The sequence below is a fragment of the Pseudoduganella sp. jia 9 genome (genome assembly GCF_055502615.1).
Genome location: NZ_JBUPWE010000006.1, coordinates 305,461 through 317,840 on the forward strand (window position 1 = coordinate 305,461; position 12,380 = coordinate 317,840).

The window sequence follows — 12,380 nt, forward strand, 5'->3', positions numbered from 1 at the left end:
TGAACGGCATGCTCCGCCGGCGGCACGGCTTCACGCTGATCGAGCTGCTCGTCACCGTGGCCATCCTCGGCCTGCTGGCGGCGCTGGTGGTGCCGACGGCGCAGGTCACCGTGCAGCGCCGCAGCGAGGCGGAACTGCGCACCGCGCTGTACCAGATCCGCAAGGCCATCGACGATTACAAGCAGGCCTACGACGATGGGCGCATCGCCAAGACGCTCGGCAGCACCGGCTATCCGAAGAACCTGGAAACGCTGGCCGACGGCGTGGTGGACCTGCGCGATCCGAAACGTGGCAAGATCTTCTTCCTGCGCCGCGTGCCGCGCGATCCGTTCGCCTTCGACAGCGAGCTTTCCGCCGCGCAGACCTGGGGCAAGCGCAGTTACGCCAGCGAGGCCGAGGAGCCGCGCGAAGGCGAGGACGTCTACGACGTGTATTCGAATTCCGACAGGGTAGGGCTGAACGGCATCCCCTATCGAAAATGGTAGGCAAATGGTGAACAAGTCCAGGAACGATGGATTCACGCTGATCGAGCTGCTGGTGGTGCTGGGCATCGTCGCGCTGCTGCTGACGCTGGCCGTGCCCCGCTATTTCCCCAGTGTCGACAAGACAAAGGAAACGATCCTTGCCGATAACCTGCGCAGCACGCGCATGGTCATCGACCAGTTCTATGGCGACACCGGCCGGTATCCGGAATCGCTGGAACAGCTGGTGGAGAAAAAATACCTGCGCGCGCTGCCGGTCGACCCGATCACGGAAACCACCGACAGCTGGCAGCTGCTGCCGCCGGAAGATCCGGCGCAAGGCGGCATCGCCGACATCAAGAGCGGCGCACCGGGCAATGACCGCAGCGGCAAGCCGTATGCGGAATGGTAAGCGGCCGTCCGCAGCCGGCGGTTTCACCTATGTCGGCCTTATCATCCTGGTCGCCATCATCGGCCTCGTGGCGGCCACCACCGTGCGGGTCGGCGTCACGCTGCAACGCGCGCAGGCCGAGCGCGACCTGCTGCATATCGGCGAACAGTTCAGCAATGCACTGCAAAGCTATGCCGCCGCCACGCCGGCCGGACAGCCTCGGCAGCCAGCCACGCTGAAGGAATTGTTGAAGGACCCGCGTTTCCCCGGTACCCGCCGGCACCTGCGCAAGATCTTCGTCGACCCGATGACCGGCAAGGCCGAATGGGGCATCCTTTACCTGTCGGACAACAAGGGCATCCTGGGCATTCACAGCCTGTCGGCGGCGCAGCCGATCAAGATCGCCAATTTTCCTTCGCGCTTCCAGTCGTTCAGCGGCAAGCAGAAGATCTCTGAATGGGTCTTCACGTTCGATGGCCAGGAACCATTGCCGCCGGGCCAGTTCAAGCCGGGCCAGCAGGGCCAGCAGGGCCAACAGGGGCAACAGGGGCAACAAGGGCAACTCAAGCCGCCCACGGGCAGCACGTCGACGACCGCGCCAGGCATCGGTGGCGCAGCGCCGGGCGCGCCGCTCAACCCGACAGCGCCTGCTGCGCCCACCGAGCCGGAGCCCGCTGCGCCGGATCCGGTGGACAATCCTTCCCCCGAACCTGCGCCATCGCCCGAATCGCCGGCGGAGCCGGCAGCCGAGCCGGCTGAACCCGAGCCTGACGAACCGGCTCCAGCCGATCCGGCGGAGCCTGCTGAAACTCCCGAACCTCCCGCGCAGCCGGAGCGGCTGCCCGCCGGGGCGAACGCCTCCTGACGTCCGCGCCGGCGCCACGGCCACGGCCCGTGTGTGGCCGCCAGTGACACCTCATCGGCTGCCTGGCGCTGTTTTCGTACGACAGCACGATTGAAACCCTACCAAACTGCAGAGTCTGGCGATCTCGGTTAGAGTACGCGCCGTGGCAACTTTTGTTGTAAGAATAATAGTTGTCATAAGAAAGTTACAATTTTCTCTTGTAATTTTGTGATGCTATTATGTTATGATCTATCTCAGCAGTTCAGCAATGTACTGACCAGCGACGTACTACTACTACTACTCTCACAAGGATAACTTCATGAAACTGAAATTCGCCGTAGCTTCCGTACTGGCCGCCGCTTCGATGAGCGCTTTCGCCGACAACCAGAACCTGTCCGTCATCGAAGGTGTTACCACCGAATTCGACTCCGTCGGCACCCTGTTCGCTACCGATGGCGCAGATGTGCTCACCTTCGGTGGTGTGGCACCTGGCCTGTACGACGTTGTCATCACCGTCAGCGGTCAACAGTTCGACTGGAACATCGGCGCAACGACCCTGAACGGCGTGACCGGCGCATACGACGGTTCGTTCGGCAAGTTCAAATTCCTGGGCGTGGAAGCCACCACCAGCTCGCCATTCGTCCTGAACCTGGCTGGTACGGTGACCGGTAAATCGCCGTTCTACTCGGGCGAAATCAACATCACTTCGGCAGTTCCGGAGCCAACCACTTACGGCATGCTGCTGGGCGGCCTGGGCATCATGGGCTTCCTGGCCCGTCGCAAGTCCAAGCAAGCGTAATTCCAGTTTTCTCAAAAAAACCGCTGCCTCGGCAGCGGTTTTTTTTTGCCGCATGCAGCTGCGGCTCGCCTTTCGTCTGCAGTCCTTGGCTACTTCCCAGTGCGCCGGAAGTCGCGCACGCGAAAGCCCAGTGCCAGCAGCGCACCGAAATACACGGCGCCGCACACGCCGATGACGAGGAACAGCGCGCCCGCGCGCAGGAAGGGTGTCGCGCGCATGGCCAGCCAGTCGAAGTGCTGGCTGCCGAACCAGGCGACGGCCCCCATCACGGCCACCGCGCCAACCAGCCGGGCGAAGAATTTGCCCCAGCCGGGCAGCGGGCGATAGATGTCGCGCTTGCGCAGGCCGGTGTACAGGAACGTGGCGTTGATGCACGCAGCCAGGCCGATCGACAGCGCCAGGCCAGCCACTTCCAGCCACGGCACGAACACCAGGTTCATCAACTGGGTGGCGAACAGGACGCCTACCGCGATCTTCACCGGCGTGCGGATATCCTGCTTGGCATAGAATGCCGGCGCCAGCGTCTTGACGAGAATGATGCCGATCAGACCCACCGCGTAGGCAATCAGCGGCCGCGCCGACATGCGGGCCGCTTCGTCGCTGAAGTGGCCGTAGTGGAACAGCGTGGCGATCAGCGGCAAGGCCAGCACGGCCATCCCGACCGCAGCGGGGATCGCCAGCAGGAAGGTGAGGCGCAGGCCCCAGTCGAGCAGCGAGGAATATTCCTTCGGATCGCCGTCCAGGCTGGCTTTCGACAGATTGGGCAGCAGGATCGTGCCCAATGCCACGCCCAGCAGCGCGGTGGGGAATTCCATCAAGCGGTCGGCATACGTGAGCCAGGAAATGCTGCCTTCGCGCAGGTGCGAAGCGATGGCCGTATTGATCATCAGGCTGATCTGGGCGGCGCCCACGGCGAATACCGCCGGGCCCATTTTTTTCAACACGCGGCGCACGCCGGCATCGCGCAAGCCCGCGAGCGGATTGATCGACAAGCGCGGCAGCATGCCGATTTTCACCAGGGCAGGAACCTGGATCGCCACCTGCAGCAGGCCGCCGACGAACACGCCGATCGCCTGCGCATAGACGGGTTGTTCCATGTACGGCGCCAGGAACAGCGAGCCCGAAATCATCGACAGGTTCAGGAGCACCGGCGTGAAGGCTGGAATCTTGAACTGGCGCCAGGTATTCAGGATGCCGCCCGCCATCGCCACGAACGACATGCACGCTATATAAGGGAACATCAGCCGGGTCATCCATACGGCGGCGTCGAATGCGCCCGCATCCTGCTGCAAGCCACCGGCGATCACGGCCAGCAGCAGCGGCGCGCCGACGATGCCGGCGGCGCTCACGAGCAGCGTGGCCCAGACCAGGCAGTTGGCCACGTGATCGGACAGGGTCTTGCTGGCCTCGGCCCCCTCCCGGGTCTTGTACTCGGCGAGGATCGGCACGAAAGCCTGCGAAAACGCGCCTTCGGCAAACAGGCGGCGCAGCAGGTTGGGAATGCGGAAGGCGACATTGAACGCGTCGGTATAGGCGCCGGCACCGAAAGCCCGGGCAAACAGGCTTTCGCGCAGCAGCCCCGTGACACGCGACAGCATGGTCATGCTGGAGACGGCGGCGAGGGTTCTGAGCAGGTTCATGGGGCGAGATTATAGCGGTGCTGCCTGGATGCAAGTCTTACAATTTTATGAAGCGCCGCGTGTGTGGTTTTGGCAAGTTTTCGCGACGATCCCGCTTTTTGAATTGCTCCGGGATCAAAAGCTCGTTATAATTTAAGGCTGTACAGAATTCAGTGACGCAGACATCGATGTTGACCAGCTCTGCGTTGGCCTGCTTGGTCGACTGAACGCACCGGTTTGGCAAACGCTGTTGTTTGCAAACGAACTTTGACAACGATTTAGGAAATTCCATGGCAAATACCGCACAAGCGCGCAAACGCGCTCGTCAAGCAGTCAAGCAAAACGCACACAACTCGGCACAGCGTTCGACCCTGCGCACCGCGATCAAGGCCGTTCGCAAGGCAATCCAGGCTGGCGACAAGGCTGCTGCAACGCAGATCTTCCAGTCGTCCGTGTCGACCATCGACTCGATCGCCGACAAGAAAATCATCCACAAGAACAAGGCCGCTCGCCACAAGAGCCGCCTGGCAGCTGCCCTGAAGGCACTGTCCGCCTAAGTTCGCGTGCGGCGGCAATGGCCGCCAGACAGGTGCACACAAGACCCGCATGGCGCAGCCATCGCGGGTTTTTCGCTTTGCGCGGAGAATTCAGGCAGGGTGGCCGCTTATTTCCGTGTAGGCAGGTTGCCGATCTTCATGCCCGGCTTGATGTGTTTTTGCTGGAACCATCCCTGGTTCATTTCAAGTGCGTACTTGACCGGCACGCCTTTCGTCGAGCAGTGGCTGTCGAGCGTGTGCGGCTGCATGTCGCGGATGTTGACGATCTTGCCGTCGGCATCGATGAACGCTACCGACAATGGCAGTGGCGTGTTTTTCATCCACATGCATTGCGTGGCCGGCGCATCGAACACGAACACCATGCCGGCATTGGCCGGCATCGCTTCGCGGAACATCAATCCCTGCGCGCGCTGGGCATCGCTGGCTGCAATCTCGGCCTTGACCAGGTGCATGCCGGCAGTCAGCGTGGTGGTGTCGAAGCGCCCGTTCTGGGCGGCGGCGCCAGTGGCGGCGCAAAGGACGGCGAAGGCAGCGAGGGCAGGGGCGATCTTCATCGTGTCGAGGGCAGGTGGGTGAGCGGCATGGCAGCCGCGGCGCGGGCACGGTGCAATGCACTCCGTGCCGCGACGGGAAATTTTTCTGTCGAAAGCATACTCAAGGCTTCAGTTCGGCGGGATCGATCTCGATCCATTCGCCCGGCATCAGCGGATGGGATGCCAGCGATACCGCGCCGATGGCGCTGCGCACCAGCCTCAGCGTGGGCAGGCCGACCGCAGCGGTCATGCGCCGCACTTGGCGGTTCTTACCTTCCTGCAGTGTGATGGCCAGCCAGGAGGTCGGCTTGTCGGTCCGCATCCGGATCGGCGGATTGCGCGGCCACAGCCATTCCGGCGCGGCAATGCGCATCGCGCGGCAAGGCTTCGTCGTGAAATCGCCCAGGTCGAGCGGCGCCTGCAGCCGCGCCAGCGAGGCGGCATCGGCAATGCCGTCGACTTGCACCAGGTAGGTTTTCGCTTCCTTGCGGTCCGGATGGGCGATTTCGTGCTGCAATTTGCCGTCGTCGGTCAGCAACAGCAGTCCCTCGCTGTCGGCATCGAGGCGCCCGGCCGGATAGACGTTCGGCACCGGCACGCAATCAGCCAGCGTCAGGCGCTCGGGCTGCGGGGAAAACTGGCACAATACCCCGAATGGCTTATTGAGTAAGATCAGCATTGCGGGATTGTACCGACTAAACCATGGCGGGCATTGAAATACTGATGCATAATCGGCAGTTGCTGTAGTTGTCTTATATCTTATAGAAGACATTTACACCTGGCTTGCAACTGTTGGGCACCTCGAAAACCGTCGTGAGCGGCAGCAGTTTTGGCCGAGAAGCGCAGCCGTACAGGCGTACGGCGAGCATCGCAGGCCGAAAATGCCACGCGCGGCAGGTTTTTCGAGATGTCCTGGTGTGTGCAAGCCGTCATAGCAGCCGCAAGTTCATGGCGCCGCCAGCGTCGCTTCATTTCGGAGAATTCGATGTACCAACATATCAAAGTGCCGGCCGACGGCGAGAAAATCACCGTCAACGCGGACTTTTCGCTGAGCGTGCCGGACCAGCCGATCATTCCCTTCATCGAGGGCGACGGAACCGGCGTCGACATTACGCCGGTGATGCTGAAAGTGGTCGATGCCGCCGTGGCGAAGGCCTATGGCGGCGCGCGCCGGATCAGCTGGATGGAAATCTATGCCGGCGAGAAATCCACCAAGGTATACGGTCCCGATGTCTGGCTGCCCGAAGAAACGCTGGCGGCAGTCAAGAATTACGTGGTGTCGATCAAGGGGCCGCTGACGACGCCGGTGGGTGGCGGCATCCGTTCACTGAACGTGGCGCTGCGCCAGGAACTGGACCTGTACGTCTGCCTGCGCCCGGTGCGCTGGTTTGCCGGCGTACCGTCGCCAGTCAAGGAGCCGCACAAGACCGACATGGTGATCTTCCGTGAGAACTCGGAAGACATCTACGCCGGCATCGAATACGCGGAAGGTTCCGAAGGCGCGAAGAAGCTGATCAAATTCCTGCAGGAAGAGCTGGGCGTGCGCAAGATCCGCTTCCCTGAAACGTCCGGACTCGGCATCAAGCCGGTGTCGCGCGAGGGCACCGAGCGGCTGATGCGCAAGGCGATCCAGTACGCGATCGACAACGACAAGCCGTCCGTCACGATCGTCCACAAGGGCAATATCATGAAGTACACCGAGGGCGGCTTCCGCGACTGGGCGTATGCGCTGGCCCAGAAGGAATTCGGCGGCGAGCTGATCGATGGCGGTCCGTGGTGCAAAGTGAAGAACCCGAAGACGGGCAAGGATATCGTCGTCAAGGATTCGATTGCCGATGCCTTCCTGCAGCAGATCCTGCTGCGCCCGGCCGAGTACAGCGTGATCGCCACGCTGAACCTGAATGGCGACTATATTTCGGATGCGCTGGCCGCGCAGGTGGGCGGCATCGGCATCGCGCCAGGCGCCAACATGTCCGACTCGGTGGCCATGTTCGAAGCCACGCATGGCACCGCGCCGAAGTACGCCGGCAAGGATTACGTGAATCCGGGCTCGCTGATCCTGTCGGCCGAGATGATGCTGCGCCACATGGGCTGGACCGAAGCCGCCGACCTGATCATCGCATCGATGGAGAAGGCCATCACCAGCAAGCGCGTGACCTATGACTTCGCCCGCCTGATGGAAGGCGCCACGCAGGTGTCATGCTCGGGTTTCGGCGAAGTGATGATCGAGAATATGTAATCCGCGCTGCCTTCCCGACGAGCCCGCACGGCATGCGGGTTCGTCATCGTTGCAAGGTCAGGCGCTGCGCCGTCGCGCTGCAAAGCCGATACCGGCAAGCCCGGCCAGCAGCATCATCCACGTTCCAGGCTCCGGTATCGCGGCAACCGGCACCATCTCGATCTGCAGCGTGATATTGCGCCAGGCAATGCTGGCAAATGGGGCCGGGCCGTTTGCCTGCCGATACCCGTTGATGTCCGCAGCCGTGACCAGTTCGGCGTAGAATGGCTTGCTGGAATCGATGTATTCGGGATCCGTCAGCGTGGCGGTCTCGCTCACCAGGGAATCCTCGGACGGCGCACTATTGTAAAACCAGCCGCCGCCGAAACCTTGACCGAGGATATACAGGCTATAACCCAGCCAGAAGTCATTTCCCTGATACTCTGCAGGCGGGTTCACCCGTTCCACGTCGAGAAATCCACCCAGCGTCATGGACTTGACGGCGTAGCCTTCCGCGGGAGTGAAGTCGGCCGTAATGCCATACCAGGCACCGACGTACTGGTTGGTCGTCTGTTGCAGGGCAGTGCCTTCGGCCCACTCCAGGCCGAGCACGGCGAACCGGCCGTTGTCGGAAAGGATGTTCACCTTGTCGAGACTGGCCTGGGACTGGTCGCGGAAATTGCCGACGGTAAGGTGGCTGAGCGTTACCTCCGATGGGGCAGCGAAGGCGCCCTGAACTACCGTGGAAAGTAGTGCGGCGCATGCCGGACGATGCAGTTTCATGAAGACTCCTGAATAGTTGAGTTGAACATTGCGCTGAAATGAATAAACAGGACGCACGCACGGCTCCCGCGCGCATCGGTGAAACTTGCAAACTGCTATAGGATGGGGCGAAAAAAAACCCCGCATCAGCGGGGTTTTTTCAGTCGAGGAAGCAGATCAGCTAGCCTGGATATTGGAAGCTTGCTTGCCTTTCGGGCCCTGCGTGACTTCGAACTGCACCTTTTGACCTTCTTTCAGGGTCTTGAAGCCGTTCATGTTGATTGCGGAGAAGTGTGCGAACAGATCTTCGCCACCATCATCAGGGGTGATGAAGCCGAAACCTTTGGAGTCATTGAACCACTTAACGGTACCAGTTGCCATAATAAAAAGAACTTTCAAATAATAACGAATCACACGAGCCATAAAAGCAAGAAGCTTCCTGCCCCCTCCTCGACAACTCACTTCTTACCAACATGTACATTTCTGCACAAGTCGATATGGCATTGTTGGCGAGCCAATTTTCTATGTCAAGCGCTTTGTCGGGGCAATAGTAAGATTTTTGCAACACGAGAAATCAGGAAAGGACTTGATTTTGCGCCAGGGGGCGCCATCTGCGCGCAGTTGGGAAAGCGCGTAAGATTGAGGACAAATGGAAACGTCGGGTTAAACGGGCGTTGCATCGACCACGAAAGCATTAGAATATAAGCGTATGGCAACCAAGCATGACACCGAGACCGTCCTGGAGCGGCAGACGCTGAAGCCGCCCCCCATGTACCAGGTGGCGTTGTTGAACGACGACTACACCCCGATGGAATTTGTGGTCGCGATCATTCAGGAATATTTCAACAAGGATCGCGAAACGGCTACGCAAATTATGCTGAGTGTGCACCGCTACGGCAAAGGCGTGTGTGGTGTGTTCTCTAAAGATATTGCATCAACCAAGGTGGAGTTCGTTTTAACGCATGCGCGCAAGGCAGGGCATCCCCTGCAGTGCGTGATGGAGGAAGTATGATCGCGCAGGAATTGGAAGTAAGTTTGCACATGGCGTTTGTCGAGGCTCGGCAGGCACGGCATGAATTCATCACGGTTGAGCATCTGCTGCTGGCGCTGCTGGACAATCCTTCGGCGGCCGAAGTGTTGCGTGCCTGCGCGGTCAATATCGAAGACCTGCGCAAGACACTCACCAACTTCATCGGCGACAACACTCCCACCGTGCCCGGAACCGGCGAAGTGGACACGCAACCCACGCTTGGTTTCCAGCGCGTGATCCAGCGCGCCATCATGCACGTCCAGTCTGCCTCCAACGGCAAAAAGGAAGTGACGGGCGCGAACGTGCTGGTGGCCATTTTTGGCGAGAAGGATTCGCACGCGGTTTACTACCTGCACCAGCAGGGCGTAACCCGCCTGGATGTCGTCAACTTCATTTCGCATGGCGTTCGCAAGGACCAGTCCGGCGAAGCGGCCAAGGCATCGGAAGGCGTCGAGGAAGGCGCCCAGACGGAAGGCCAGACCAAGGAAAGCCCGCTCGACCAGTTCACGCAAAACCTCAACAAGTCGGCCGCGGAAGGCAAGATCGATCCGCTGATCGGCCGTGAGGAAGAAGTCGACCGCGTGATCCAGATCCTGTGCCGCCGCCGCAAGAACAACCCGCTGCTGGTGGGCGAGGCCGGCGTGGGCAAGACCGCCATCGCCGAAGGCCTGGCCTATCGGATCACGCAGGGCGATGTGCCGGAGATCCTGTCGAACGCCGTCGTGTACTCGCTGGACATGGGAGCGCTGCTGGCAGGCACCAAGTACCGCGGCGACTTCGAGCAGCGCCTGAAAGCGGTGCTGAAACAGTTGAAGGACAACCCGAACGGCATCCTGTTCATCGACGAGATCCACACGATCATCGGTGCCGGCTCCGCCTCGGGTGGCACGCTGGATGCGTCCAACCTGTTGAAGCCGGCACTGGCCAACGGCCAGCTGAAGTGCGTCGGCGCGACCACGTTTACGGAATTCCGCGGCGTGTTCGAGAAGGATCACGCGCTGTCGCGCCGCTTCCAGAAAGTGGACGTCAACGAGCCGACCGTCGAGCAGACCGTGCAGATCCTGCGCGGCCTGAAATCGCGCTTCGAGGAACACCACGGCGTGAAGTATTCGTCGTCGGCACTATCGACGGCGGCCGAACTGGCGGCCCGCTTCATCAATGACCGCCACCTGCCGGACAAGGCCATCGACGTGATCGACGAAGCCGGCGCCGCCCAGCGCATCCTGCCGAAGTCGAAGCAGAAGAAAACCATCGGCAAGACGGAGATCGAAGAGATCATCTCGAAGATCGCGCGCATTCCACCGCAAACCGTCAACCAGGACGACCGCAGCAAGCTGCAGACGATCGACCGCGACCTGCGCAATGTCGTGTTCGGCCAGGATCCGGCGATCGAAGCGCTGGCATCGGCGATCAAGATGTCGCGTGCCGGCCTCGGCAAGCAGGACAAGCCGATCGGCTCGTTCCTGTTCTCCGGCCCGACCGGCGTGGGCAAGACCGAAGTGGCGAAGCAGCTGGCCTTCATTCTCGGCATCGAACTGATCCGGTTCGACATGTCCGAGTACATGGAACGCCATGCCGTCTCGCGACTGATCGGCGCGCCGCCGGGATATGTCGGTTTCGACCAGGGTGGCCTGCTGACCGAAGCGATCACCAAGAAGCCGCACGCCGTGCTGCTGCTGGACGAGATCGAAAAGGCGCACCCGGACATCTTCAACATCCTGCTGCAGGTGATGGATCACGGTACGCTGACCGACAACAACGGCCGCAAGGCCGACTTCCGCAACGTGATCATCGTCATGACCACGAACGCGGGGGCGGAAGCGCTGCAGAAGGCGCCGATCGGTTTCACGAACACCAAGGAAACCGGCGACGAAATGGCCGACCTGAAGCGCATGTTCACGCCGGAATTCCGCAACCGGATCGATGCGATCATCAGCTTCCGCGCGCTGGACGAGGAAATCATCCTGCGCGTCGTGGACAAGTTCCTGATGCAGCTGGAAGAGCAGCTGCACGAGAAGAAAGTGGAAGCGATCTTCACGGAGAACCTGCGCAAGTTCCTGGCGAAGAAGGGCTTCGATCCGCTGATGGGCGCGCGGCCGATGTCCCGCCTGATCCAGGACATGATCCGCAAGGCGCTGGCCGACGAACTGCTGTTCGGCCGCCTCGTCACCGGTGGCAGGGTGACGGTGGACCTGGACGAGAAGGACCAGATCAAGCTGGACTTCCCGGAACCGGATGCGGCACCTCTGCCGCCGCCGGAAACGGTGGAAGTGGAGTAATCCTCTTCGGCAACAAAAACCCGCTCGCGAGAGCGGGTTTTTTTTCGGCCCGCTCCATATCGCGGTCCTGTTGATTCCGGATACTCAGCCGCGCCGGCGCCTTGCCGCCATCCCGGCCACCGCCAGCCCGGCCAGCAGCATCGCATACGTGCCTGGTTCGGGCACGGCCGGAACGGTCGACAGCGTCAGCTCGATATACGGCTCTGCGCGAATCCCGCCCAGGTAGATGCCCTGGTCGCCGGCGTCGACCGGGACCGCGTTCAGTGTCTGGTTCGTGAACCCGATGACGAAATAGGACCCGGATACGGCGTTGATATCGGCCAGCGCCGCGCCGTTCAGGGTAATGATCGCGGGGCTGTCGTACAGCGTGGCCGACGCGTACTGCGTTCCGCTGCCGAGGTCGGCGAACACACCGGTGCCCGGATGGAAGGTGTTCAGGAACGGCTGCAGGCCGCCATCGACGTCGAACAGGCCGATGACGCTTGGCGGGGCGTCGCCGTACACGGAAGGCGACAGCGACAGCGTGGCCGATTCCCAGGTGGTGCCGGCCGGGATGAAGAATGCCGCCCAGCTGTTGAAGCGCAGGCCCGTGTCGTTGCCAGTGTAGGTATTGCCGAGCGGCGTGGCTTCGTTGCTGCCGCCATTGCTGTTGACCCAGCCCTGCAGCTGGGCGATCTCGGTTACGGAATCGGCCTGCGCGGGCAGGGCGGTGGCCAGCACGAACGCACAGGCGGCGAGACGGGCAAGCGGGCGGGCGAAACAGACAGGGGGCGTGCGCTTCATGGGCGATTCTCCTTGCGGTGGTGGGGGGATGCGAACCATCGTAGAAGTCGACCGGACAGCCCATCAATGACAGTTACAATTGTTGCATCTTCCCCGTCGGTCTC

At 61.4% G+C, this 12,380-nt stretch carries 14 protein-coding genes; 8 read left to right on the forward strand and 6 right to left on the reverse strand.

The features are described from left to right. Window positions 1–8 precede the first annotated feature (8 nt). The 4 genes from ACY34H_RS09450 (at window position 9) to ACY34H_RS09465 (ending at window position 2,495) form a co-directional block, all read left to right on the forward strand. A complete protein-coding gene (locus ACY34H_RS09450; protein ID WP_464977287.1) occupies window positions 9–485 on the forward strand; it encodes a type II secretion system protein in 477 nt (158 codons plus the stop codon). Window positions 486–489: 4 nt separating this feature from the next. Then, window positions 490–873, forward strand: coding sequence for a type II secretion system protein (locus ACY34H_RS09455; RefSeq protein ID WP_464977237.1), 384 nt, complete (start codon window positions 490–492; stop codon window positions 871–873). Further along, window positions 860–1,717, forward strand: coding sequence for a type II secretion system protein (locus ACY34H_RS09460; protein WP_464977238.1), 858 nt, complete (start codon window positions 860–862; stop codon window positions 1,715–1,717). The genes ACY34H_RS09455 and ACY34H_RS09460 overlap by 14 nt, the downstream gene beginning before the upstream one ends. Before the next feature lie 298 nt (window positions 1,718–2,015). After that, entirely contained in the window at window positions 2,016–2,495 is a 480-nt protein-coding gene (locus tag ACY34H_RS09465; RefSeq protein ID WP_464977239.1) for an FxDxF family PEP-CTERM protein, read from the forward strand. A gap of 89 nt (window positions 2,496–2,584) precedes the next feature. On the opposite strand, the gene murJ is transcribed toward ACY34H_RS09465, so the two are convergent. Continuing rightward, complete coding sequence (gene murJ / locus ACY34H_RS09470; protein ID WP_464977240.1) at window positions 2,585–4,135, reverse strand: murein biosynthesis integral membrane protein MurJ; 1,551 nt, start codon at window positions 4,133–4,135, stop codon at window positions 2,585–2,587. 269 nt (window positions 4,136–4,404) lie between these two features. On the opposite strand from murJ, the gene rpsT reads away from it, so the two are divergent. Next, on the forward strand, window positions 4,405–4,671 hold the full coding sequence (gene rpsT, locus ACY34H_RS09475; RefSeq protein WP_131147094.1) for a 30S ribosomal protein S20: 267 nt from the start codon (window positions 4,405–4,407) through the stop codon (window positions 4,669–4,671). A gap of 107 nt (window positions 4,672–4,778) precedes the next feature. Here the strand turns inward: rpsT and ACY34H_RS09480 are convergent, their stop codons facing one another. Together ACY34H_RS09480 and ACY34H_RS09485 are read right to left on the reverse strand one after the other, a co-directional pair. Continuing rightward, window positions 4,779–5,225 carry a DUF192 domain-containing protein gene (locus tag ACY34H_RS09480; protein ID WP_464977241.1) on the reverse strand — a complete coding sequence of 149 codons (447 nt, stop codon included), beginning with the start codon at window positions 5,223–5,225 and terminating at the stop codon, window positions 4,779–4,781. 100 nt (window positions 5,226–5,325) lie between these two features. Further along, window positions 5,326–5,883 carry a pseudouridine synthase gene (locus ACY34H_RS09485; protein ID WP_464977242.1) on the reverse strand — a complete coding sequence of 186 codons (558 nt, stop codon included), beginning with the start codon at window positions 5,881–5,883 and terminating at the stop codon, window positions 5,326–5,328. Between the two features lie 306 nt (window positions 5,884–6,189). Between ACY34H_RS09485 and icd the strand changes: the two genes are divergently transcribed. Next, window positions 6,190–7,443, forward strand: a complete 1,254-nt coding sequence (gene icd, locus ACY34H_RS09490; protein WP_464977243.1) for an NADP-dependent isocitrate dehydrogenase — start codon at window positions 6,190–6,192, stop codon at window positions 7,441–7,443. Between the two features lie 57 nt (window positions 7,444–7,500). Here icd and ACY34H_RS09495 read toward each other — a convergent pair whose 3' ends face one another. Beyond that, window positions 7,501–8,205, reverse strand: a complete 705-nt coding sequence (locus ACY34H_RS09495; RefSeq protein ID WP_464977244.1) for a PEP-CTERM sorting domain-containing protein — start codon at window positions 8,203–8,205, stop codon at window positions 7,501–7,503. Between the two features lie 156 nt (window positions 8,206–8,361). After that, window positions 8,362–8,565: a transcription antiterminator/RNA stability regulator CspE gene (gene cspE, locus ACY34H_RS09500; RefSeq protein WP_107141363.1), complete on the reverse strand. Its 204-nt coding sequence runs from the start codon at window positions 8,563–8,565 to the stop codon at window positions 8,362–8,364. Window positions 8,566–8,893: 328 nt separating this feature from the next. Here cspE and clpS point away from each other — a divergent pair, with 328 nt between their 5' ends. Continuing rightward, a complete protein-coding gene (gene clpS / locus ACY34H_RS09505; RefSeq protein ID WP_130185626.1) occupies window positions 8,894–9,196 on the forward strand; it encodes an ATP-dependent Clp protease adapter ClpS in 303 nt (100 codons plus the stop codon). Further along, window positions 9,193–11,493 (forward strand): ATP-dependent Clp protease ATP-binding subunit ClpA, encoded by a 2,301-nt coding sequence (gene clpA / locus ACY34H_RS09510; RefSeq protein WP_464977245.1) that lies wholly within the window; start codon window positions 9,193–9,195, stop codon window positions 11,491–11,493. Before clpS ends, clpA begins: the two co-directional genes overlap by 4 nt. Window positions 11,494–11,577: 84 nt before the next feature. Here the strand turns inward: clpA and ACY34H_RS09515 are convergent, their stop codons facing one another. Continuing rightward, on the reverse strand, window positions 11,578–12,276 hold the full coding sequence (locus ACY34H_RS09515) for a PEP-CTERM sorting domain-containing protein (protein WP_464977246.1): 699 nt from the start codon (window positions 12,274–12,276) through the stop codon (window positions 11,578–11,580). Window positions 12,277–12,380 lie beyond the last annotated feature (104 nt).

Excerpts from the sequence above, each read along its gene's own strand:
- clpS (WP_130185626.1), top strand. The coding sequence starts at position 8,894 with ATGGCAACCAAGCATGACACCGAGACCGTCCTGGAGCGGCAGACGCTG.
- murJ (WP_464977240.1), bottom strand. The coding sequence starts at position 4,135 with ATGAACCTGCTCAGAACCCTCGCCGCCGTCTCCAGCATGACCATGCTG.
- ACY34H_RS09465 (WP_464977239.1), top strand. The coding sequence starts at position 2,016 with ATGAAACTGAAATTCGCCGTAGCTTCCGTACTGGCCGCCGCTTCGATG.
- ACY34H_RS09485 (WP_464977242.1), bottom strand. The coding sequence starts at position 5,883 with ATGCTGATCTTACTCAATAAGCCATTCGGGGTATTGTGCCAGTTTTCC.
- icd (WP_464977243.1), top strand. The coding sequence starts at position 6,190 with ATGTACCAACATATCAAAGTGCCGGCCGACGGCGAGAAAATCACCGTC.
- ACY34H_RS09495 (WP_464977244.1), bottom strand. The coding sequence starts at position 8,205 with ATGAAACTGCATCGTCCGGCATGCGCCGCACTACTTTCCACGGTAGTT.
- ACY34H_RS09480 (WP_464977241.1), bottom strand. The coding sequence starts at position 5,225 with ATGAAGATCGCCCCTGCCCTCGCTGCCTTCGCCGTCCTTTGCGCCGCC.
- ACY34H_RS09450 (WP_464977287.1), top strand. The coding sequence starts at position 9 with ATGCTCCGCCGGCGGCACGGCTTCACGCTGATCGAGCTGCTCGTCACC.
- rpsT (WP_131147094.1), top strand. The coding sequence starts at position 4,405 with ATGGCAAATACCGCACAAGCGCGCAAACGCGCTCGTCAAGCAGTCAAG.
- ACY34H_RS09460 (WP_464977238.1), top strand. The coding sequence starts at position 860 with ATGCGGAATGGTAAGCGGCCGTCCGCAGCCGGCGGTTTCACCTATGTC.
- ACY34H_RS09455 (WP_464977237.1), top strand. The coding sequence starts at position 490 with ATGGTGAACAAGTCCAGGAACGATGGATTCACGCTGATCGAGCTGCTG.
- ACY34H_RS09515 (WP_464977246.1), bottom strand. The coding sequence starts at position 12,276 with ATGAAGCGCACGCCCCCTGTCTGTTTCGCCCGCCCGCTTGCCCGTCTC.
- clpA (WP_464977245.1), top strand. The coding sequence starts at position 9,193 with ATGATCGCGCAGGAATTGGAAGTAAGTTTGCACATGGCGTTTGTCGAG.
- cspE (WP_107141363.1), bottom strand. The coding sequence starts at position 8,565 with ATGGCAACTGGTACCGTTAAGTGGTTCAATGACTCCAAAGGTTTCGGC.